The 22,993-nt window shown below is 55.2% G+C and carries 18 protein-coding genes; 13 read left to right on the top strand and 5 right to left on the bottom strand.

Annotation, left to right across the window (positions count from 1 at the left end):
• Positions 1 to 157: 157 nt before the first annotated feature.
• From xni to queF, 3 genes are all read right to left on the bottom strand, one after another.
• Positions 158 to 913, bottom strand: a complete 756-nt coding sequence (gene xni / locus CRO33_RS09550) for a flap endonuclease Xni (RefSeq protein ID WP_097117980.1) — start codon at positions 911 to 913, stop codon at positions 158 to 160.
• A gap of 38 nt (positions 914 to 951) precedes the next feature.
• Positions 952 to 2,307 carry a nucleotide 5'-monophosphate nucleosidase PpnN gene (gene ppnN / locus CRO33_RS09545; protein WP_034823077.1) on the bottom strand — a complete coding sequence of 452 codons (1,356 nt, stop codon included), beginning with the start codon at positions 2,305 to 2,307 and terminating at the stop codon, positions 952 to 954.
• A gap of 186 nt (positions 2,308 to 2,493) precedes the next feature.
• Positions 2,494 to 3,339, bottom strand: a complete 846-nt coding sequence (gene queF, locus CRO33_RS09540) for an NADPH-dependent 7-cyano-7-deazaguanine reductase QueF (RefSeq protein ID WP_097117979.1) — start codon at positions 3,337 to 3,339, stop codon at positions 2,494 to 2,496.
• A 62-nt stretch (positions 3,340 to 3,401) separates the two neighbouring features.
• Between queF and syd the strand changes: the two genes are divergently transcribed.
• The 4 genes from syd (at position 3,402) to CRO33_RS09515 (ending at position 6,103) form a co-directional block, all read left to right on the top strand.
• Complete coding sequence (gene syd / locus CRO33_RS09535) at positions 3,402 to 3,950, top strand: SecY-interacting protein (protein WP_058961517.1); 549 nt, start codon at positions 3,402 to 3,404, stop codon at positions 3,948 to 3,950.
• A 588-nt stretch (positions 3,951 to 4,538) separates the two neighbouring features.
• The gene (locus tag CRO33_RS09525; RefSeq protein WP_097117977.1) at positions 4,539 to 4,865 is read left to right on the top strand and encodes a YqcC family protein; all 327 of its coding nucleotides are present in this window, start codon (positions 4,539 to 4,541) and stop codon (positions 4,863 to 4,865) included.
• Positions 4,865 to 5,644 (top strand): tRNA pseudouridine(65) synthase TruC, encoded by a 780-nt coding sequence (truC, locus tag CRO33_RS09520; protein ID WP_097117976.1) that lies wholly within the window; start codon positions 4,865 to 4,867, stop codon positions 5,642 to 5,644. Before CRO33_RS09525 ends, truC begins: the two co-directional genes overlap by 1 nt.
• 12 nt (positions 5,645 to 5,656) lie before the next feature.
• Positions 5,657 to 6,103 (top strand): flavodoxin, encoded by a 447-nt coding sequence (locus tag CRO33_RS09515; RefSeq protein WP_034823070.1) that lies wholly within the window; start codon positions 5,657 to 5,659, stop codon positions 6,101 to 6,103.
• Between the two features lie 118 nt (positions 6,104 to 6,221).
• Here CRO33_RS09515 and garD read toward each other — a convergent pair whose 3' ends face one another.
• A complete protein-coding gene (gene garD / locus CRO33_RS09510) occupies positions 6,222 to 7,781 on the bottom strand; it encodes a galactarate dehydratase (protein ID WP_097117975.1) in 1,560 nt (519 codons plus the stop codon).
• A 507-nt stretch (positions 7,782 to 8,288) separates the two neighbouring features.
• On the opposite strand from garD, the gene CRO33_RS09505 reads away from it, so the two are divergent.
• The 6 genes from CRO33_RS09505 to CRO33_RS09480 all read left to right on the top strand — a co-directional run bounded on the left by CRO33_RS09505 (position 8,289) and on the right by CRO33_RS09480 (position 15,282).
• A complete protein-coding gene (locus CRO33_RS09505; RefSeq protein WP_097117974.1) occupies positions 8,289 to 9,635 on the top strand; it encodes an MFS transporter in 1,347 nt (448 codons plus the stop codon).
• A 9-nt stretch (positions 9,636 to 9,644) separates the two neighbouring features.
• On the top strand, positions 9,645 to 10,991 hold the full coding sequence (locus CRO33_RS09500) for an enolase C-terminal domain-like protein (RefSeq protein ID WP_097117973.1): 1,347 nt from the start codon (positions 9,645 to 9,647) through the stop codon (positions 10,989 to 10,991).
• A gap of 10 nt (positions 10,992 to 11,001) precedes the next feature.
• Positions 11,002 to 12,333, top strand: coding sequence for a glucarate dehydratase (gene gudD / locus CRO33_RS09495; RefSeq protein ID WP_097117972.1), 1,332 nt, complete (start codon positions 11,002 to 11,004; stop codon positions 12,331 to 12,333).
• A gap of 52 nt (positions 12,334 to 12,385) precedes the next feature.
• On the top strand, positions 12,386 to 13,153 hold the full coding sequence (gene garL, locus CRO33_RS09490) for a 2-dehydro-3-deoxyglucarate aldolase (protein WP_097117971.1): 768 nt from the start codon (positions 12,386 to 12,388) through the stop codon (positions 13,151 to 13,153).
• A 19-nt stretch (positions 13,154 to 13,172) separates the two neighbouring features.
• The gene (gene garR / locus CRO33_RS09485; protein WP_034823058.1) at positions 13,173 to 14,057 is read left to right on the top strand and encodes a 2-hydroxy-3-oxopropionate reductase; all 885 of its coding nucleotides are present in this window, start codon (positions 13,173 to 13,175) and stop codon (positions 14,055 to 14,057) included.
• A gap of 85 nt (positions 14,058 to 14,142) precedes the next feature.
• The gene (locus CRO33_RS09480; protein WP_097117970.1) at positions 14,143 to 15,282 is read left to right on the top strand and encodes a glycerate kinase; all 1,140 of its coding nucleotides are present in this window, start codon (positions 14,143 to 14,145) and stop codon (positions 15,280 to 15,282) included.
• A gap of 195 nt (positions 15,283 to 15,477) precedes the next feature.
• On the opposite strand, the gene barA is transcribed toward CRO33_RS09480, so the two are convergent.
• Positions 15,478 to 18,207: a two-component sensor histidine kinase BarA gene (barA, locus tag CRO33_RS09475; RefSeq protein ID WP_097117969.1), complete on the bottom strand. Its 2,730-nt coding sequence runs from the start codon at positions 18,205 to 18,207 to the stop codon at positions 15,478 to 15,480.
• 91 nt (positions 18,208 to 18,298) lie between these two features.
• Between barA and rlmD the strand changes: the two genes are divergently transcribed.
• From rlmD to mazG, 3 genes are all read left to right on the top strand, one after another.
• Positions 18,299 to 19,615 carry a 23S rRNA (uracil(1939)-C(5))-methyltransferase RlmD gene (gene rlmD, locus CRO33_RS09470; RefSeq protein ID WP_097117968.1) on the top strand — a complete coding sequence of 439 codons (1,317 nt, stop codon included), beginning with the start codon at positions 18,299 to 18,301 and terminating at the stop codon, positions 19,613 to 19,615.
• A 32-nt stretch (positions 19,616 to 19,647) separates the two neighbouring features.
• Entirely contained in the window at positions 19,648 to 21,882 is a 2,235-nt protein-coding gene (gene relA, locus CRO33_RS09465) for a GTP diphosphokinase (protein ID WP_034823050.1), read from the top strand.
• A gap of 151 nt (positions 21,883 to 22,033) precedes the next feature.
• Positions 22,034 to 22,825: a nucleoside triphosphate pyrophosphohydrolase gene (gene mazG, locus CRO33_RS09460; RefSeq protein ID WP_097117967.1), complete on the top strand. Its 792-nt coding sequence runs from the start codon at positions 22,034 to 22,036 to the stop codon at positions 22,823 to 22,825.
• Positions 22,826 to 22,993: the final 168 nt, after the last annotated feature.

Genomic DNA, 22,993 nt, shown 5'->3' with positions numbered 1-22,993 from the left:
CAGGATCTCTCGGGTTAAGTTCGTCGCAGTGCAATTTTTTGCACCTATTACCTATTACCTATTACCTATTACCTATTACCTATTACCTATTACCTATCACCTATCACCTATCAATAGATTCGCGTGTTTATGTGGCAGAAGGTGCTGCAACCGCTATTCACGGCTTATACCGCAACGTATTTAAATTCCCCTGCAGAATCAAATCGCGTTTTAACATTGAGACCTGGCGGCAAATCTCTGCTATCTGCTGGTGGTCGCGCAATTTCTTTTGCCACTTTTCCGGAACCTGATCGAACTGCTGATAAAGAGCTTCAAGGGTGCCGAACTGCGTGAGTAAATCGCGGGCGCTTTTGGGGCCAATGCCGGTAACGCCGGGGATTTTGCTGCTGCTAATGCCGCACAGTCCCCAGTAATCGGGTAATTGCGCGGGCGTGACGCCAAACTCGTGCTCGATGAAAGGCACGTCCAGCCAGCGTTTCTGGAAATAATCACGGATGCGGATATTCGGCGCTAAAAGCTGGCAATAACCTTTGTCGGTGGAGACGATAGTTGCCTGATGTCCGGCATCGGCCATTTTCACCGCCAGCGTGGCAGCGAGATCGTCAGCTTCATCGAGATCGGCGAGCCAGCAACGCACGCCGACTGCCTCGAAGGCCTGCTGGATAACGGGCATCTCCGTCTGCAAATCATCCGGCATCGGTGGGCGGCCCGCTTTGTAATCGGGCAGCAGCTGATGCCGCCAGCCAGGGTGACGATCGTGGCTATCGAATACCGCCACGACGTGCGTCGGTTGCGTGTGGCCTAAAAGCTGATGCAGCGCGGCGACGCAGGCTTCGCGGCAGGGCGTGCCTTGCACCGCATGCAAACGGCGGATCAGGTTTAGAGCATCAATAATCAGAAGATGAAACGACATAATGATAGCGGCAGCCCGCAGGCTGCCTTCCTGGTGGGTTATTTAATGATTTCGTAGCAGGGGATGTAGGCGCTGCCCGGCAGTTTCATACGTTGTTGTGCGACGAAGCCCTGCAGCAGTTCATCCATGCGATGCATGATGTCGGCGTCGCCGTGCAGTTTGTACGGACCTTTTTCACGAATTTCGCGGATGCCCACTTCCTTCACGTTTCCTGCCACGATACCTGAGAAGGCGCGACGCAAATCAGCGGCCAGTTTCTCGGCAGGCTGGTTCGGGAACAGTTTCAGATTGGCCATGTTTTCGTGTGTTGGAACAAACGGCACCTGCAACTCTGGCGCGATGCGGATTGACCAGTTAAAGCTGTAGGCATCGCCAGTTTCGCGGCGATACTCTTTCACCTGCGGCATGGCTTTCTTCATCAGACGCGCTACTTCAGCAGCATCATCAATGATGATCTTGTAGTGCTTACGCGCGGTTTCACCCAGCGTATTAACAATGAAATCATCCAGAACGCGGAAGTAGTCGGCGCTCTCTTTCGGGCCGGTCAGAATCAGCGGCAACACCTGATCGCTGTTATGGGGATTCATCAGAATGCCCAGCAGATACAGCAGCTCTTCTGCCGTACCGACGCCGCCTGGGAAAATCACGATGCCATGGGCAATACGCACAAAGGCTTCAAGGCGTTTTTCGATATCCGGCATGATGATCAGTTCATTCACCAGCGGATTCGGTGGCTCAGCCGCGATAATCGACGGTTCGGTCAGACCAATGAAACGGCTGTCATGATAACGCTGCTGGGCATGACCCACCGCGGCGCCTTTCATCGGCGCTTCCATCACGCCAGGCCCACAGCCGGTGCAGATGTTGAGTTCACGCAGGCCCATTTGCGTGCCGACATTGCGGCAATACTGATACTCCACCGCGTTAATCGAGTGACCACCCCAGCACACCACGGTGTTGGGATATTCGCCAATGTGCAGCGCACGCGCGTTACGCAGAATCGAAAACACCTGATTCGTGATGTGAGCGGAATCATCAGCGTTTTTCTGATCGCTGCGCTCAAGCTGGCCATTCACAAACAGAATATCGCGCAACACGGCAAACAGGTTGGCCTGCAATGAGCGGATAATACGGCCATCAACAAAGGCTTCTTCCGGCGGGTTAATCAGTTCGAGTTTGACGCCGCGCTCACGGCGCAGCACGTTGATGTCGAAATTTTCAAAACGGGAGAGCAGTTCCTGACTACTGTCGGTCTGGCTGCCGGAGTTGAGCACTGCGAGTGAGCAGTTGCGAAAAAGCTGGTAAAGGTCGCTGCTGGCCGTTTGCTTCAGCATGTCGACTTCCAACTGGGAGAGCAGATCCATTGAGCCAAGCGGGCTGATATGTGTAATCAAGAGAACTCCTTTACACGCAAATGCGTGGCGGGTGACGCTGCGCTTAACTTGCTGAACGCAGTGACGAAAATCCTTCGGGGCGCAGGTTTAGACCTTAGCGCCTTTGACAGAGTAACGTTGTACGCAGTGAATGCTCAAGTGGAACCGCGCATCCGTGCTGCGGCCTGCGAGGCGTCTCGCAATCTGTTACTGACGGACCAGGCGGGAAAACCCGGGAGAGAAGGGGACGTTGCTGCGCCACGGATTAATATCCAGTCCTCCACGGCGCGTATAACGTGCATAAACAGTGAGGGCTTCTGGTTGGCAAAAGCGTTGAATGTCGTTGAAAATGCGCTCAACGCATTGTTCATGGAATTCATTGTGCTGACGGAATGAGATCAGGTAACGCAGCAGGGCTTCACGATCGATACGTGGGCCTTTGTAGCGAATCATCACAGAGCCCCAATCGGGCTGATGGGTGATCAGACAGTTGGATTTCAGCAAATGGCTCACCAGCGTTTCTTCCACCACTTCACTGCCCGCAGCCTGCACTAAATAATCGGCGTTAAAAGCATAGTCGTGAATCTCGATATCCTGCTCGTCAATGACATCGCCATTGAAATGGCCGATTGGCTGTCCTTCCACTTCGCCCAGACGGAACAGCGCCACGCTGACCTCGCCATTGGCGCAGGCGCGCAAATCGCGCTCGAGTGTCTGGCGCACTTCGCCCCAGTCAGCGAAACGCGTCTGGTTAAAACTGTTAAGATAGAGCTTAAAGCTCTTGGACTCGATCAGGTTTTCGCTGTCCGCGCGCAGTACCACTTCGCCTACCGCCACCTGCGGCACGCCTTTGCTGTTGAGCCAGGAGAGTTCGTACAGCGTCCAGATATCTGCGCCCTGGAACGGCAGATTATCCGGGTAGAGCCCCAGCGGTTCGCGATTCAGGCTGCGCGGCACCGATTGCAGCAGCGTGTTATCGTAGCGATCAACATAAGCCGTGGGCTTACCTAACGTCAGGCCGCTTAACGCCTGATCGCGGTTTTCAGAAGACATATCGGTTACCACTAAATTCCATCAAAGTGGCTAAGTGTAACCGATCACAAGCGAGAAGAAGAATGATGCAGCAAACCGCAGATGCCCTGCGTGAGTTTACCGCCCGTTATGTGCAACATTGGCAGCAGCAGGCTGGACATCTGCCCGCCAGTTCGGATCTGCTGGGTGTGCCATCCCCTTGTATTGTCAGCACGCTGGATGATTGTGTGCTGTGGCAACCACAGCCCTTCACCTTGCCAGCCACGCTGGAAGCCGTCGAGCGGGCACTGGATATTCAGTTGCAATCGGAAATCAGTGCTTTTTACACCTCGCAGTTTGCCGGCGATATGACCGCAACCTTTCAACAGCAGCCGATAACGTTGTTACAGGTGTGGAGCGAATCAGACTTTACCCGCTTGCAGGAGAATCTGATTGGCCATCTGGTCATGAAGCGCCGGTTAAAACAGAGTCCAACATTATTTATTGCGACTACTGAATCGGAGCAGGATGTGATTGCTCTGTGTAATCTTTCCGGTGAAGTGATTCTGGAACAGCCTGGTAGTAAAAAGCGCCAGGTGCTGGCGGCAAGTATTCAGACATTTCTTAATGATTTACAACCGGTTAAAGCCTGATTAGCAGATTTCACAGGTTAGGTTTGTAAGAGATCTCTCACATCAGGTGTGAGAGATCGCTAGATCATCTTGCAGCCATCCGGAAAACAAAGATGTAAAAATATTGTGAATCATAAGGTTATGGCATCACTCCTAAAATTAGTGGTGTGAGAAATCTATTAACGCGTCTTACTAACTTGTTATTACGATGGTTTCTGACAGAATAGTCACCACTGGCAGGATGCTGGGGATAAAGAGACGTTCAGGAGAATGTCAGCCAGGAGGCAGGAACGTAACGGAGTTTACGGCACATGGAAGGCTTCAGGATGAAGCAGGACACTCAGGATTGAGTCAGGGACACCTCCAGGACGGAGAATGAGAGCCACGTGGATGGTGGTGGGCCAGGATGCTAAGGATAACTGTCACGATGACAGGCAATGGAAAGCAGAGGAAGAGTTGTCATGGATGAGCAGGGAGCACAGCGGTGGCGGGAATGCTGCGAACGAAACCGGGAGCACTGTAATCACAGTGCTCCCTTTTTTTATGCTTTTTTGCACGTTGAACGACTAGTGGTATGCTTGCCGCCCAATTTTTCTCTGGAGGTGGCGTATGTCGTCGCAAATGGTTATTCAACAGCTGCAGCAAATCGAAGCGGTGATGCGCGAACACGGCCACTGGCAGACGCAATCCCCTGAGGTGGCAGCCTTCGCCAGCACCGAGCCTTTTTGTCTCAATACCATGGAGCCGCTGGAGTGGCTGCAGTGGGTACTCATTCCACGTTTCCATGCGCTAATCGAAGCCGGCGCGCCACTGCCGCAAAATTTCTCTGTGACGCCTTATTATGAAGTCGCGTTACCTGCGACCACGCCAGGCCATGCGGTCCTGTTGCTGACATTGGGCCAGTTCGACGCGCTTTTTCAGGATCCGACCCCTTAATGCTGGAAATCCTTTATCAAGATGAATGGCTGGTCGCCGTCAACAAACCGTCCGGCTGGCTGGTGCATCGTAGTTGGCTCGATCGCGACGAAAAAGTGGTGGTGATGCAAACGGTACGCGATCAAATTGGTCAGCACGTATTTACTGTGCATCGCCTCGATCGCCCCACCTCCGGCGTACTGTTAATGGCGCTCTCCAGCGAAGTGGCGCATCTACTGTCACAGCAGTTCGAGCAGCATAAAATGCAGAAGACCTATCACGCAGTGGTGCGCGGTTGGCTGGATGGCAGCGCGACGCTCGATTATCCGCTGGTCGAAGAGCTGGATAAGATTGCCGATAAGTTCGCGACTCAGGAACGTACCGCGCAGCCTGCCGTCACTGATTATCGCTCACTGGCGCAATTAGAAATGCCGGTGGCGATCAGCCGTTACAACAGCGCGCGTTATACCCTGGTGGAGATGTCGCCGCATACCGGCCGTAAACATCAGCTTCGCCGCCATATGGTGCATCTGCGCCACCCGATTATTGGCGATAGCGCCCATGGTGATTTGCGGCAGAATCGGGGGGCAGCAGAGCACTTTGGTATGAATCGATTGATGCTGCATGCCAGTGCGCTGAGTCTGACGCATCCGGTCACCGGAGAACCTCTGGTGATTCGCGCCGGGCTCGATCGCGTCTGGCAAGGCATGCTGGAACATTTTGGCTGGCAGGATCAGATCCCTGAGGTTCCCAGGGTTGAGTTTGCCGACGAGGCAGTCCAGGATAAGCCAACAGAATAAAGGAGCGGCAAGATGGCAAAGATTGGCATTTTTACAGGTACGGTTTACGGCAATGCATTGCTGGTGGCGGAAGAAGCGCAGCCGGTACTGGAAGCGCAGGGCCACGAAGTGAAAGTTTTTGAGGATGCGTCACTGGCGGATTGGCAGGCTTACAGCAAGGAGGTCATTCTGATTGTCACCTCCACCACCGGCCAGGGCGACTTCCCGGACAATATTGCCCGCTTGTATGTGCAGATACGCGATGAAGTGGGTTATCAACCAGAGCTTCGCTACGGCGTGATTGCACTGGGTGATAGCAGCTATGAGAACTTCTGCGGCGCGGGTAAAACTTTTGATGCCACCTTGCAGGAGCAAAGTGCCAAACGCATCGGTGATGTGCTGCTGGTGGATGCCACTGAAGATCCTGAGCCTGAGTCAGTGACCACGCCTTGGGTTGAGAGCTGGGGTAAGCTGCTGTAATTCTGCCTTCGCTTCGTCTTTGGCAAGCGGCAATCTGAACGGCCTGAAAATAAGATGATGATGTTTCAGGCGCGCCAGATTGCATCCTCTCCCTTGTTGGGAGAGGGTGAGATCGCACTCAGGTCACCGGCGCCGGATTAAACACCGCCAGCTGATTGCGAATGCCCCAGCGATCAGACCAGGTTTGTTTGCGACCACTGGCAATCTCCAGTATCAACTCAAACAACCGCCAGCCCACCTGCTCAATACTCTCTTCACCTGTCGCAATGGTGCCCGCATTAATATCCATCAAATCGTGCCAGCGTTCAGCCAAGGCATTGCGCGTCGCCATTTTAATCACCGGAATCGCAGCCAAACCGTAGGGTGTGCCACGACCGGTGGTGAACACCTGCAAGGTAATGCCCGAGGCCATCTGTTGGGTGCCGCAGACAAAATCACTGGCCGGTGTCGCTGCATAGATCAAACCGCGCTTTGTTGGGCGCTGCCCTGGTGACAGCACTTCTACAATCGGACTGCGTCCTGATTTGGCAATCGATCCCAGCGCTTTCTCCACCACGTTCGCCAGCCCGCCTTTCTTATTACCCGGCGAGGGATTGGCGCTGCGGTCGGTTTGGCCCTGGCTAAGATAATCGTCATACCACGCCATCTCTTCCAGTAGGCGTTTACCCACATTTTCATCGACCACGCGCGGCGTCAGCAGATGTATTGCATCGCGTACTTCGGTGACCTCGGAGAACATCACGGTGGCGCCGCAGCGCACCAGCAAATCAGAAGCAAAGCCGACTGCCGGATTGGCCGTCACGCCGGAAAATGCATCGCTGCCGCCGCACTGCGTGCCAATCACCAGTTCTGATGCCGGGCAGGTCTCGCGCTGGCGCAAATTCAGTTTTTTCAGATGGCGCTCAGCCACCTGAAGAATTTCATCGACCATCGCGCCGAAACCAACATGCCGTTCATCCTGCAAACGCACAATGTCATGATCATCCAGCGAGATGGCCTGCACATCCGGCGTGCCGGTCAGCAGACGCTCCGGCTGTAATTTCTCGCAGCCGAGACTGACAATCATCACTTCGCCCCCAAAATTGGGGTTCAGCGCGAGGTTATGGATAGTGCGAATCGGCACCACCGCAGCGGGCGCATTGATCGCCACACCACAGCCATAAAGATGATTCAGTGCCACTACACCATCTACGTTGGGATAGCGTGGCAGCAGATCGCGCTCGATCATTTGCACCACGTAATCCACGACGCCAGCCACACAGTGCACGCTGGTGGTGATACCGAGCAGATTGCGTGTTCCTACGCTGCCATCGGCGTTGCGATAACCCTCAAAGGTGTATCCTTCGAGCGGTGGCAGAGTGGGGGGCACATTGTTCGCCAGTGGCAAACTGTTGAGCGGAGGCGCTTCGGGTAGCGCCACCAGCGATTCTTCAATCCAGCTCCCTTGCGCAATCGGGCGCAAGGCGGTGCCAATCACTTCGCCGTAGCGCAGGATGACGCCGTTTTGAGAAATGTCCACCAGCGCCACTTTATGTCCTTGCGGCACGTGTTCGGTGAGCTGCAGGCCATCCTCAAAGCGGGTACCCGCAGGCAAACCCTGATTATTCACCACGATCGCCACGTTGTCGGCGTCGTGTACTTTTATATAAAGCGGTTTCTCTGTTAGCGGTCGGTTCATTGCTCACCTTCCAGTTCGTCGCGCTGTACATGGCAGCGCGTTGTAAATGCTTCCGTCACGTCATCATTTTTTTGCCAGCCTCAGTATATGCAGGGGTATTGGCCTGCGCATTGTGCAACTGACTGGCTTTTTGGGGTTTTATTACCTGAGTTTGGTTCGTTTATCCAAATACAAGTGAACAGACTCACAAAGCGCACGTTGGCTGGCTGCTTCTTAATCAATCTACGGGTGAAAAATCAGGTTCCGTGAGCTACGCCGCAGGGATATGTGCAATTGCCATAAAATCAGCATGAATCAATGTTCATCATCATGCGTTCTTCCAATGCCTCGTGGTTGGGCTGTTCCTATACTGATTCTCGTTCTTCAACGTTTGGTTATTCGTCACGACGCATCATCGTTTTGCCATAACAACAATCGCCGTGTTTAACCCGACATCATTCTGATACCCAACGCGATGTGTATGCAGTCAGAGTGAATGTAGCGTTCGCTATATTTCAGGAGTGCATCATGAATAGTTTCAGCCAGACAGCGGAAGCGGTGCAAAAACGCACCAACGCCCGTTACTGGATTGTGGTGATGTTATTTATCGTCACATCATTCAACTACGGTGACCGTGCAACCATCTCGATTGCCGGTTCCGCGATGTCTAAAGATATCGGCCTCGATTCGGTCGGTCTGGGATATATCTTCTCCGCCTTCTCATGGGCTTACGTTATTGGACAAATACCTGGCGGCTGGCTGCTTGACCGCTTTGGCTCAAAACGCGTTTACTTCTGGAGTATTTTCCTCTGGTCGCTGTTTACCTTGCTGCAGGGCTTTGTCGATCTGTTCAGCGGCTTCGGCATCGTCGTTTCACTGTTTCTGTTGCGCTTTATGGTCGGCCTGGCAGAAGCGCCTTCCTTCCCGGGTAACAGCCGTATTGTTGCGGCCTGGTTCCCGGCACAGGAGCGTGGCACCGCCGTCGCCATTTTCAACTCGGCGCAGTATTTCGCCACGGTGATCTTCGCCCCGATTATGGGCTGGCTGGTGGCTGAAGTGGGCTGGGCGCACGTGTTCTGGTTTATGGGCGGACTGGGCATCATCCTCAGCTTCGTCTGGCTGAAGTTCATGCACGATCCGAACAACCATCCGGGTGTGAACAAAGCTGAGCTGGAGTACATGGAGCAGGGCGGCGCGTTGATCAACATGGATGCCAAAAAAGCCGACCGCAAAGTGAGCTGGGATGAGAAGTGGTATCAAATCAAACAGCTGCTTTTGACCCGCATGATGTGGGGTATCTATCTCGGACAATATTGCGTTAACGCGCTGACCTACTTCTTTATTACCTGGTTCCCGGTTTATCTGGTGCAGGCGCGCGGCATGTCGATTCTTAAAGCGGGCATGATCGCCTCGATTCCGGCCATCTGTGGCTTCCTCGGTGGTGTGTTAGGTGGCGTGATTTCCGATTACCTGATGCGCAAAACTGGTTCGCTGAACGTTGCACGTAAGACTCCCATCGTGGTTGGCATGCTGCTCTCTATCAGCATGGTGATGTGTAACTACACCGAAACTGAGTGGGTAGTGGTGCTGTTTATGGCGCTGGCGTTCTTCGGCAAAGGTATTGGTGCGCTGGGCTGGGCAGTGATGGCGGATACCGCACCGAAAGAGATCAGTGGATTGAGCGGTGGCTTGTTCAACATGTTCGGCAACTTCTCCGGCATCGTGACGCCTATTGCTATCGGTTACATCATCGCCGCTTCTGGCTCTTTCGAAGGAGCGCTGATTTATGTCGGGATCCACGCCTTCGTCGCTGCGTTTAGCTTCCTGTTCATCACGGGTGATATCAAACGTATTGAACTGAAACACCGAGCATAAGGACGAACTATGAATACGCAAAGTAGCCCGGTGATCACCGATATGCAGGTGATTCCGGTTGCCGGTTACGACAGCATGTTGCTGAACATTGGTGGAGCGCACAGCGCCTGCTTCACCCGCAACATTGTGGTACTGACCGACAGTGATGGTCATACCGGCGTCGGTGAAGCGCCGGGTGGCGAAACGATCTGTCAAACGCTGGTGGAGGCGATTCCACAGGTCAAAGGCCAGCAGGTGGCGCGCATGAACCGCCTGGTGCAGCAGGTGCACAAAGGTAATCAGTCAGCGGATTTCGATACCTTCGGTAAAGGGGCCTGGACCTTCGAACTGCGTGTCAATGCGGTGGCGGCGCTGGAAGCGGCACTGCTGGATTTGCTGGGTCAATGTCTGGGCGTACCGGTAGCCGAGTTGCTCGGTCCGGGACAACAGCGCGATGAAGTCACCGTGCTCGGTTATCTGTTCTATCTCGGCGATCGTCGCAAAACCGATTTACCGTATCTGACGGGCGAAGGTGCCAGCCATGACTGGTATCACCTGCGTCATCAGGAAGCACTGACGCCAGATGCGGTGGTGCGCCTGGCGGAAGCGGCACAGGACAAATACGGTTTCAAAGATTTCAAATTGAAAGGCGGCGTATTGCCGGGCGAGCAGGAGATGGAATCCGCGGCCGCGCTGAAAAAGCGTTTCCCGGATGCGCGTATCACCGTCGATCCCAATGGTGCCTGGACGCTTGATGAAGCCATCCGTCTGTGCAAAGGCATGGGCGAGGTGCTGACCTATGCTGAAGATCCTTGCGGGGCCGAACAGGGCTATTCCGGCCGCGAAGTGATGGCGGAGTTCCGCCGTGCCACCGGCTTGCCGGTCGCCACCAATATGATTGCCACCAACTGGCGCGAGATGAATCACGCGGTGATGCTCAACTCAGTCGATATCCCGCTGGCCGATCCGCACTTCTGGACGCTGAGCGGTGCGGTGCGCGTGGCGCAACTGTGCGACGACTGGGGCTTAACCTGGGGTTGCCACTCTAACAACCACTTCGATATTTCGCTGGCGATGTTTACCCACGTTGGCGCTGCCGCACCGGGCAAACCGACGGCTATCGATACCCACTGGATTTGGCAGGAAGGCGATCAGCGCCTCACCAAAGAGCCGCTGCAAATCCGCAACGGCAAGATTGCCGTACCGGATAAGCCCGGCCTCGGCGTCGAGCTGGATTGGGATCGTCTGCATCAAGCCAATGCCCTCTACAAATCTCTGCCGGCAGGTGCGCGTAACGACGCCACGGCGATGCAGTATCTGGTTCCCGGTTGGTCATTCGACCGTAAGCGTCCGGCCTTCGGTCGCCGTCATGCATAAGGAGCAGGAAATGAGTCAGACACCAAAAATCATATCGCTGCAGGTCATTCCGGTGGCCGGTCACGACAGCATGTTGCTGAATCTGAGCGGCGCCCATTCACCGTTCTTCACTCGTAACATCGTCATTATCAAGGATAACGCGGGCCACACCGGCGTGGGTGAAATTCCCGGCGGTGAGAAAATTCGTCAGACGCTGGAAGATGCGGCGGCGCTGGTGGTGCAGAAGACCGTGGGTGAGTACAAAAACATCCTTAACCTGGTTCGCAGTACTTTTGCCGACCGCGATTCCAGCGGACGCGGCAATCAGACCTTCGACCTGCGTACTACCATCCATGTGGTGACTGGCATTGAAGCGGCGCTGCTGGATCTGCTCGGTCAGCACCTGGGCGTCAACGTTGCCTCGCTGCTCGGCGATGGCCAACAGCGTGACCGCGTGGAGATGCTTGGGTATCTGTTCTACGTCGGCGACCGCAAGAAAACGTCGCTGCCTTATCAGAGCCAGGAAACAGACAAGTGCGACTGGTATCGCCTGCGTCATGAAGAGGCACTGACGCCGGATACCGTGGTGCGACTGGCGGAAGCCGCCTATGAAAAATATGGCTTCAACGATTTCAAACTGAAAGGCGGCGTGCTGCGCGGTGGCGAAGAGGCCGAAGCGGTCACGGCGCTGGCTAAACGCTTCCCGCAGGCACGCGTTACCCTCGATCCCAACGGTGCCTGGTCGCTGAACGAGGCAATTCTGCTCGGTAAACAACTCAAAGGCGTGCTGGCTTACGCAGAAGATCCATGCGGGGCCGAGCAGGGTTATTCCGGCCGCGAAGTGATGGCGGAATTCCGTCGCGCAACCGGTTTGCCGACCGCCACCAACATGATCGCCACCGACTGGCGCCAAATGGGCCACACGCTGTCGCTGCAATCGGTGGATATCCCGCTGGCGGATCCACACTTCTGGACCATGCAAGGTTCAGTGCGCGTGGCGCAGATGTGTCATGACTTCGGCCTGACCTGGGGTTCGCACTCTAACAACCACTTCGATATTTCGCTGGCGATGTTCACCCACGTGGCCGCTGCCGCGCCGGGCGCGATTACCGCCATCGATACTCACTGGATCTGGCAGGAGGGCAATCAGCGCCTGACCAAAGAGCCGTTCCAGATCAAGGGCGGCATGGTACAGGTACCGCAAAAACCGGGTCTTGGTGTCGAGCTGGATATGGATCAGGTCATGCAGGCCAATGCGCTGTATCAGAAACACGGTTTGGGCGCGCGCGACGATGCGCAGGCGATGCAGTACCTCGTGCCGAACTGGACCTTCGATAACAAGCGTCCGTGCCTGGTGCGCTAATGTTTCCGGCGCCCCGTGCGGGCGCCTGTTGTAACAGACAGGAGTAAAGACAATGAGCAATGCCTGGCCGAACCACTTTCGTCGCCGTTTGCAGGCAGGGGAAACCCTGATTGGTAGCTGGTGCGCACTTGCCAGCCCGATTTCCACCGAAGTTCTGGGTCTGGCGGGTTTTGACTGGCTGGTGCTGGATGGCGAACACGCGCCCAACGACATCACCACCTTTATCCCGCAGTTGATGGCGCTGAAGGGCAGCCACAGTGCGCCGGTGGTGCGTCCGCCGTGCAACGAACCCATCATCATCAAACGCCTGCTGGATATCGGTTTCTACAACTTCCTGGTGCCGTTTGTGGAGACCGAGGAAGAGGCGATTCGCGCCGTGGCGTCAACGCGTTATCCGCCAGCGGGCATTCGCGGCGTGTCGGTTTCGCATCGCAGCAATATGTACGGCACGCTGCCGGATTACAACGCCACCATCAATGACAACATCACAGTGCTGGTGCAGATCGAAACGCAGCAGGCGGTGGATAACATCGATGCGATTGCTGCCGTTGACGGCGTGGATGGCATTTTTGTCGGACCGGGCGATCTCTCGGCGGCGATGGGCTATCTCGGTCAGCCTGCACATCCTGAAGTGCTGAAAGTAATCAAACACATCTTTGAACGTGCCAAAGCGGCGGGCAAGCCAAGCGGCATTCTGGCGCCGGTGGAAGCCGACGCGCGCCGTTATCTCGAATGGGGCGCCACATTCGTTGCCGTGGGCAGCGATCTCGGTGTTTTCCGCAACGCCACGCAGGCGCTGTGTGACAAATTTAAGAAATAACTGACGAAGAGGAAAGGCAATGAAAATTGGATTTATCGGCCTCGGTATTATGGGCAAACCGATGAGTAAAAACCTGGTGAAAGCCGGTTATTCACTGGTGGTACGTGACCACAACGTCAGCAATGAAGCCGAGCTGGTGGAGCTGGGCGCTACCGTGGCGAAAACGCCAAAAGAGGTCGCCGAACAGGTTGATGTGGTGATCACCATGGTGCCGAACTCACCGCAGGTGAAAGAGGTTTGCCTCGGCGCCAACGGGATTATCGAAGGTGCGAAGCCAGGACTGATTGTGATCGACATGAGTTCGATTGCGCCGCTGGCCAGCCGTGAAGTGCACGATGCGCTGGCAGAAAAAGGCATCAAGATGCTGGATGCGCCGGTCAGCGGCGGCGAGCCAAAAGCGATTGAGGGCACGCTGTCTGTGATGGTTGGCGGCGATAAAGCGGTATTCGACCAGTGCTATGACATCATGAAAGCCATGGCCGGTTCGGTGGTGCACACCGGCGATATCGGTGCAGGTAACGTCACTAAGTTGGCAAACCAGGTGATTGTGGCGCTGAACATCGCGGCGATGTCCGAAGCGCTGTCGCTGGCAACCAAAGCCGGTGTGAACCCAGAACTGGTTTATCAGGCGATTCGTGGTGGGCTGGCAGGCAGCACTGTACTCGATGCCAAAGCGCCGATGGTGCTGGATCGTAACTTCAAGCCAGGCTTCCGCATCGACTTGCACATCAAGGATTTGGCGAATGCGCTGGACACTTCACACGGCATTGGCGCGCATCTGCCGCTGACGGCTGCGGTGATGGAAATGATGCAAGCGCTGAAAGTCGACGGCAAGGGCACATCTGACCATAGTGCACTGGCTTGCTATTATGAAAAATTAGCTCAGGTCGAGATCACCCGGTAGTTTGCCTGTCCGGTGTCTGCGGATGCCGGGCAGCTTACTGCATTAGCAGGACGGAACTCCGTCATCCATCGCGCTCGGATTGCCTATGAAAATTGTCATCGCACCGGATTCATATAAAGAGAGTTTGTCCGCCCTGGAAGTGGCTGCGGCGATTGAAGCGGGATTTAGCGAAATTTTTCCCGACGCCGAATACGTGAAAATACCGGTCGCCGACGGTGGCGAAGGCACGGTAGAAGCCATGGTGGCGGCGACGCAGGGAAGTATTGTCAGATTGACCGTGACCGGACCGCTCGGCGCGCCGGTTGAGGCATTTTATGGATTATCGGGTGATGAGCGCAGCGCCTTTATTGAAATGGCGGCAGCCAGCGGCCTGGAATTGGTGCCGGCCGCGCAGCGTGACCCGTTGATCACCAACTCTTATGGCACTGGCGAGCTGATTAAAAACGCGCTCGATCGCGGTGTTGACCACATCATTATTGGCATTGGCGGCAGCGCCACCAACGATGGGGGATCCGGCATGATGCAGGCGCTGGGCGCTCGCTTGCTGGACCAGCAGGGCAATGAGATTGCCTTTGGCGGCGGCGCACTGCCGCAGCTGGCGCGGATTGAAATCGATCAGCTGGATAAACGTATTCAGCAGTGCCGCATTGAAGTGGCCTGCGATGTCACTAATCCCCTGACCGGCGAAGAGGGGGCTTCGGCGATTTTTGGTCCTCAAAAAGGGGCCACGCCGGAACTGGTGCAGCAGCTGGATAAAGCGCTGGCGCATTACGCTGAGATTATCCATCGCGATTTAGACATTGATGTGCTGCACATTGCGGGCGGCGGTGCGGCGGGGGGCATGGGCGCGGCACTGCATGCGTTTTGCCAGGCCGAGCTACGTCGCGGTATTGAGATCGTCACGGAAGCCCTTGCGTTAGCGGATCAGGTGCAGGATGCCGATCTGGTGATTACCGGCGAAGGGCGTATTGATAGCCAGACCATTAACGGCAAAGTGCCGATTGGTGTGGCGAAGGTGGCAAAGCAGTTTAACAAGCCGGTGATTGGCATTGCGGGCAGTTTAACCGCAGATGTTGGCGTGGTGCATCAGCACGGGCTGGATGCGGTATTCAGCGTGTTGTTTAGCATTGGCTCACTGGAGGATGCGTTAGCCAATGCGGCGCAGAATGTGCGACTGACCGCGCGCAATGTGGCGGCAACAATCAAGGTGGGGCAGGCCTTATAGATGCGGCTAATCGCGCGCAATGTCGTGGCAGCGAACAATGTGGGGCAGGCCTTACAGGCGCGCCCCTCTCATCCTAACCCTCTCCCGTTATCGGGCGAGGGGACCGTTGGTGGCGATGATTGAGACGACGAGTCATTCTTTAACCATGCTCGATTAGCGCTCTCTTGTGCTTAAGAGAGGGCATGAAACGTTCCGTTATCCCACGCCCAACACTTTCCTGGCCTCACGCGCCACGTTCGCCATCTCATCACTCAACTCCAGCAATTCCGGCTCCAGCGCTTCGATATCACTCTCCTGATGCAGGCTCTTTTCCAGCTGCTGACACAGCTGTTTCAGTCGGGGCACGCCGCTGTAGCTGGCACTGCCGTGCAGCTTATGGATGATCTCGCGTAGGCCATTAACATCGTTACTGGCCATGGAACCCTCCACGCGCGCTTCCACCTCCGGCAGGAAATCCAGCAGCATCTGCAGCAGATCGCGCGCCAGATCCGGTTTGTTGGCGGCCTGACGCAGTGCCAGCGCCCAGTCGAGCGATGGCGCAACATCCGGCAGTAGTGTGGATGCCGCCGTGGGGTTCGGGGCATAGCGCTGCAACAGCTGGCTCAGTTTGCCTTCGTCTATCGGCTTCGCCAGATAATCATTCATCCCGGCGCCAATCAGCTGCTGGCGCTCGCCATCCAGCGCATGCGCGGTCACCGCGACAATCGGGGTATTGGCATGCAGCGGCAGGCTACGGATAATTTCACTGGCGCGAATGCCATCGATATCCGGCATCTGGATATCCATCAAAATCACATCCAGCTTGTGTAAACGCGCCTGGCGGATAGCCTGTTCCGCGTTGTCGCACAGAATGATGTGCTGAACCTGCTCCTCCAGCAGCGCACCGATTAACTTCAGATTGGCAGGATTGTCATCCACCGCCATCACCGTCAGCGGCTGGCGGGTACTGTGCGGTAAGGCATCGTTATGCAAACTGTGCAAATCCAGCAGCATCGGCAACAAGCGCGTCAGTGAGACGGGTTTGGCGATACAGCCGGCGATGCCTCGTGCGCGCAAATCGTCGGCGAACAGCATCATCTCGCTGGGCAGCGCCAGCAGTACCGAATCGGCATGGGCGCGCAGCCGTTGAATTAAAGCATCCGGCAGCGTGGAGGGGTGAGGATCGTTCACCGGCAATCCCATCAACAACAGCGGGAAGCGGGTATCCGGCAGCGCTTCCAGTGAAGTGAAATGCTGAACCTGCAGCGGCGTGATGCTAAGCATCTCCTGCACCGCTTTCGCCACCGCCGCATGGGGTTCGATATAGGCTAACGGGATGGCGCGCAGATCTTCCAGCATACGCGGAATGGGCGGCGCGTTGGGATTGAGATCGAGATGAACGTGCACCCAGAAAGTGGATCCCTGATTCTGACGGCTGTGGAACGCGATCTCTCCGCCCATCTCCGACACCAGTTTTTGCGTGATCACCAGACCCAAACCAGTGCCGCCGTGGCGGCGGGAAATACTCGCATCGGCCTGACGAAACGCCTGGAACAGCTGTGACTGTTGCTGCTCAGAAATGCCAATGCCGGTGTCGTGTACCTGAATTTCCAGTTCAACGCGCGTGGTGCTCAGGCTACGCAGCTCAACACGCAAATCGATGTGCCCCTGCTCAGTAAACTTAATGGCATTACCAATCAGGTTAATCATGATCTGCTGTAAACGTAGCGGATCGCCAATCACATTATCCGGCACCTGTTTTTCCAGACAAACGGTGATCTCGAGTCCTTTGTCATGTGCCGAAGGTGCCAGCAGCACCAGCGTTTCATCCAGCGTGGCGCGCAGCGGGAAGGGGATCGATTCCAGCACCAGTTTGCCGGCTTCGAGCTTTGAGAAATCCAGCACATCGTTGATGATGCTCAGCAGGTTATTGGCCGAGCGTTCAATGGTGCTCATATAATCGCGTTGGTTGGTGCTCAGTCCGGTTTTCAGCATCTGACGGGTAAAGCCAATCACTCCGTTGAGCGGTGTTCGTAACTCATGCGACATATTGGCGAGAAATTCTGATTTAATACGCGCCGCTTCCTGCGCGCGCTTCTTCGCCAAATCCAGCTCGACGTTTTGAATCTCCAGCTGCTCCAGGGTTTCACGCAGATCGTAGGTGGCCTGATCGATATTCTGCTGCATCTCTTCGTGATAAGCGGTGAGCGACATCGCCATGGCATTGATGCCGTTTTTCAGGATGCTCAGTTCGCCCAGCATGTAGCCATCAACGCGGCTGTCGAGTTGGCCGCGACGAATGCGGTCCACGGTGGAAACCATGTTACGAATTGGCCCGGTGACGTCGCGCATCAGACGATAGGCAAACAGCATGGCGATGCACAAACAAAACAGTAAGAGCAAAGTGGCCACAAACACCTCTTTGTACTGCTCCAGCCGCACCGATTGCAGATCGAGTTCAATAGCCACATACCCCAATGGATTACCCGCCGGTTTGGCATCTTCTCCGGGCAGTTCGTCTACGGAATAGCGTTCGGAGATAATTGGGGTTCGCAGCACCATCAAATTGCCGTGGCGCTCGACGGAGACACCATCTTCCAGCGTCGAGATGTCTTCTTTCTGCAACAACGCCAGATTTTGGTTGTTGTTCGAAGTGACGTAGATGTGATTGTTGTTGTCGAAAACGGTAATGGCACGGACAATATCGGAATGACGACGATGCAGCAGGCTGACCAGCTCGCGAATCGCATCACGATTGTGCCAGGTCATGCCGTATTCGCTGGAGACTGCCAGCGGTTCGATAATGTTCGATCCGGCATCGCGCACCTGATGTTGTAATTCGTTATAACGGTGCACCACGAAGAAGGTACTGAGCAGCAGACCAATCATTAACGTTGGCGCCAGTATCAAAATCATCATTCGCGCCCGCAGGCTATATTTGGTCATAATTGTGGCCTGGCAACTCCTGGCATTGATATCCCTGTGCACAATCCGCTTGCGATGGCACACCCCATTAATTTAGAGAATTCACAACACTATGGCGCAATTTTACTCCGCAAAACAGCGTGTGGCGACAAAGCAGCGTATTACCGTCACTATCGAAGACCTTGACCCCTTTGGACAAGGTGTTGCGCGCCATAATGGCAAAGCGATGTTTGTCAGCGGCGCACTGCCGGGTGAACAGGCCGAAGTTATGGTCGAGGAAGATAAACGTCAGTTCTCGCGGGCCAAAGCCAAAAAGATTATGCAGCCAAGCGCACAGCGGGAAAAACCGCGCTGTGTGCACTTTGGCGTGTGTGGTGGCTGCCAGCAACAGCATGCCGCGATCGCGTTACAGGAGGACAGTAAAGCACGTGCGCTGAGCCGAATGTTGAGCCGGGATGCGCCTTTGCCGGTGCAGGTGAATGAGATCATCAGCGGCAACACCTGGGGCTATCGCCGTCGCGCCCGTCTGGGACTGCAATGGCAGCCTAAACAGCAGCGTTTACAAATGGGGTTCCGCCAGGCGGCCAGCAACGATTTGGTTGAGTTAACTCAATGCCCCATTTTGGTGCCCGAGCTTGAAGCGTTACTGCAGCCGTTGCACCAGTGTCTTAGCAGCTTACAGGCCGCACGGCGACTGGGGCATGTCGAGTTAGTGCTGGCAGATAATGGCCCGGTGATGGTGCTGCGTCATCTTGATGCATTGTCCGCAGGCGATCGTGTAAAACTGGAACGCTTTTCGCATGAGCATCAGCTGATGTTGTATCTGGCGGACGGCAGCGAGCATTTGCAGCCGCTGGGGGATTACGCACCTTTCTACCAATCGTTTGATTTGAAACTGACTTTCAGCCCGCAGGATTTCATCCAGGTGAATGATGGCGTGAATCAGCAGATGGTGACAAAAGCCATTGAATGGCTCGATTTACAGCCCGAAGATCGGGTGCTGGATCTGTTTTGCGGTATGGGTAATTTCACTTTGCCTGTAGGAAAGTTCGTACAAAATGCTGTGGGTGTGGAGGGTGTTGCAGCATTAGTCCACCAGGCAGCGTATAATGCTGAGCTGAATAATCTTAAAAATGTCCGCTTTTTCCAGCACAACCTGGAGGAAGACGTTGCCCACCAGCCTTGGGCAGCGCAGGGATTTAACAAGGTGTTACTGGATCCAGCACGTGCTGGGGCCGCGGGTGTGATGTCGCATATCGTTAAACTTGCGCCGCAACGCGTGGTCTATGTTTCCTGTAACCCAACAACACTTGCGCGCGACAGTCAGGCATTACTGTCGGCGGGCTACCATTTGGAAAGGGTCGCGATGCTGGATATGTTCCCACATACCAGTCATCTCGAGTCCATGGTGCTGTTTAGCAAAGCATAAGCGGCGTTTTCGTCGTTATGGCAGGAGAGGATATGGTTGCGGTTAGAAGTGCGCATTTAAATACGGAAGGGGAGTTTGCCCTTGACCAGTGGATCGCCAGTTTAAATATCAATAATCCGCAATCCTGTCAGCGATTGGCGGACACCTGGCGCTACTGTGAAACCGAAACGCACAACCATCCAGATCAGGCTCTGCTGCTGTGGCGCGGTATTGAGATGGTGGAAATACTCACCATGCTCAGTATGGACAACGATAGCCTGCGCGCGGCCTTACTGTTCCCGCTGGCCAACGCGGATGTGGTCAGTGAAGAAGAGCTGGAAAAGTCGTTCGGCAAAGGCATTGTCTCGCTGGTACACGGTGTGCGCGATATGGACGCGATCCGCCAGCTGAAAGCCATCCACAATGATTCTATGGCCTCCGAGCAGGTGGATAACGTGCGCCGCATGCTGCTGGCGATGGTGGAAGATTTCCGCTGCGTGGTTATCAAGCTGGCAGAGCGTATTGCCCACCTGCGTGAAATGAAGGATGCACCAGAAGACGAACGTGTTCTCGCCGCCAAAGAGAGCACCAACATCTATGCGCCGTTAGCCAATCGTCTGGGTATCGGTCAGCTCAAATGGGAGCTGGAAGATTACTGCTTCCGCTATCTGCACCCCGATGAGTACAAACGCATCGCCAAACTGCTGCATGAACGCCGTATTGACCGCGAAGGTTACATTGATAATTTCGTGAGTAACTTACGTGCAGAGATGCAGAAGGAGGGCGTGCGTGCTGAAGTCTATGGCCGCCCGAAACATATCTACAGCATCTGGCGCAAGATGCAGAAAAAGTCGCTGGCGTTTGATGAGCTGTTCGATGTGCGCGCGGTGCGCATCGTGGCAGAACGTTTGCAGGATTGCTACGGCGCGTTAGGCACCGTGCACACACTGTATCGCCATCTTCCCAGCGAGTTCGACGACTACGTTGCCAATCCAAAACCCAACGGTTATCAATCCATTCACACCGTGGTGCTCGGTCCGCAGGGCAAGACGGTAGAGATCCAGATTCGTACTCGCCAGATGCATGAAGATGCGGAGTTGGGCGTGGCCGCGCACTGGAAGTACAAAGAAGGCCCGACTTCCAGTAACGCGCGCGGTGCGGCAGGGCACGAGGAACGCATTGCGTGGCTGCGTAAGCTGATTACCTGGCAGGAAGAGATGGCGGATTCCGGCGAGATGCTGGAAGAGGTGCGCAGTCAGGTATTTGACGATCGGGTGTACGTGTTTACCCCGAAAGGCGACGTGGTCGATCTGCCATCTGGCTCAACACCACTGGACTTCGCTTATCACATTCACAGTGATATCGGACATCGCTGCATTGGTGCCAAAATCAGCGGTCGCATTGTGCCGTTCACCTATCAATTGCAGATGGGCGATCAGATTGAGGTGATTACCCAGAAGCAGCCGAACCCGAGCCGCGACTGGCTGAACCCGAACCTTGGCTATATCACCACCAGCCGTGGCCGTTCAAAAATTCACGCCTGGTTCCGCAAACAAGATCGCGACAAGAACATTCTGGCTGGCCGCCAGATTCTTGAAAGCGAGTTGAGCCAGCTGGATATCAGTTTCCGCGATGCAGAAAAAATTCTGCTGCCGCGTTATAACGTCAGCTCGCAGGATGAGCTGTTGGCGATGATTGGCGGCGGCGATATTCGCCTCAATCAGATGGTCAACTTCCTGCAGGCCAAACTCAATAAGCCGAGTGCGGAAGAGGAAGATCGTGAAGCGCTGCGCCAGCTGACGCAAAAATCACATCAGCCTTCATCTGCGCGCAGAGAAAGTGGACGCGTGGTGGTGGAAGGCGTGGGCAATCTGCTGCACCACATTGCGCGCTGCTGCCAGCCGATCCCGGGTGACGATATCGTGGGCTTTATCACCCAGGGGCGCGGTATTTCCATTCACCGAGCCGACTGTGACCAGTTAAGCGAACTGATCTCCCATGCGCCGGAACGTATTGTCGATGCGGTGTGGGGCGAAGATTATTCGAGCGGCTATTCGCTGGTGGTACGCGTCACCGCCAACGATCGCAGCGGGTTACTGCGCGATATCACTACCATTCTGGCGAATGAGAAGGTTAACGTGCTGGGCGTTTCCAGCCGCAGCGACACCAAAAAGCAGTTGGCAACCATTGATATGGATATCGAAATCTACAACCAGCAGGTGCTGGGTCGCGTGCTGGCGCGTCTTAATCAGGTGCCGGATATCATCGACGCACGCCGTCTGAACTGATGTGGCCAGGCCGCCATGAAAGGGCAGCCTGGCATTTACTGTACGCCCGAAATGGCACGTCCAGGTTGCTCTGCGCGTCGACCAGATTTCGGTGCGCCTCAGGGTCGCCATTTTGGCGACCTTTTCCATTTTAACCCCTAAGGATTTCCCCATGACAGCCCTGAATCGTCTGCTCACCATCATGCAAACCTTGCGCGACCCGGAACGTGGCTGCCCGTGGGATCGTCAGCAGACCTTCGCCTCCATCGCCCCTTACACGCTGGAAGAGACCTACGAAGTGATCGACGCGATTCAGCGCGAGGACTTTGATGACCTGCGCGGTGAACTCGGCGATCTGCTGTTTCAGGTGGTGTTTTACGCGCAAATGGCCGATGAGCAACAGCGTTTCAACTTCGATGACATCTGCAATGCGATTAGCGACAAGCTGGAGCGCCGTCATCCGCACATCTTTGGTGATGTGCAGGCCGACACCACGCAGGAAGTACTGAAAAACTGGGAAGCGATCAAACACAGCGAGCGCGCAGAGAAGTCACAGCATTCGGTGCTGGATGACATTCCTAAAGCCTTGCCTGCACTGATGCGTGCTTACAAAATCCAGAAGCGCTGTAGCACGGTGGGATTCGACTGGAACAACCTGGGGCCAGTGCTGGATAAAGTGCATGAAGAGATCGATGAAGTGATGCACGAAGCGCAGCAGGCGGTGGTCGACAATGACAAGCTGGAAGAGGAGATTGGCGATTTGCTGTTTGCCACCGTCAACCTTTCGCGCCATCTGGGCAGCAAAGCCGAAATCGCCTTACAAAAAGCCAATGATAAATTTGAGCGTCGCTTCCGTCAGGTTGAATCCATCATCAGCGTTCAGGGACTGGCGATGCAGGATGCGACCCTGGATCAAATGGAAGCCGCCTGGCAGCAGGTGAAATGCCGTGAGAACAAAGACTAAGCGGTTATTCTTCAAATTGTCGATTATTCCTGCATTGCGCATAAATTGTCCGCTTGAGCTTACTCGATTCAGCCAAGCGGCAACTTTGTGACGCACGTCAACATTTCACCCTCGTCTATTCGCTATGTTATCGGCTGCAATGCGGGGGGGTGATGTGATTCATCAATT

Origin of the sequence: Pantoea sp. GL120224-02 (assembly GCF_900215395.1) — a bacterium.
GTDB classification, from domain to species: Bacteria; Pseudomonadota; Gammaproteobacteria; order Enterobacterales; family Enterobacteriaceae; genus Pantoea; species Pantoea communis.
Note: the sequence above shows the minus strand (reverse complement) of the source record. Positions and strands in the feature narration are given on the sequence as shown.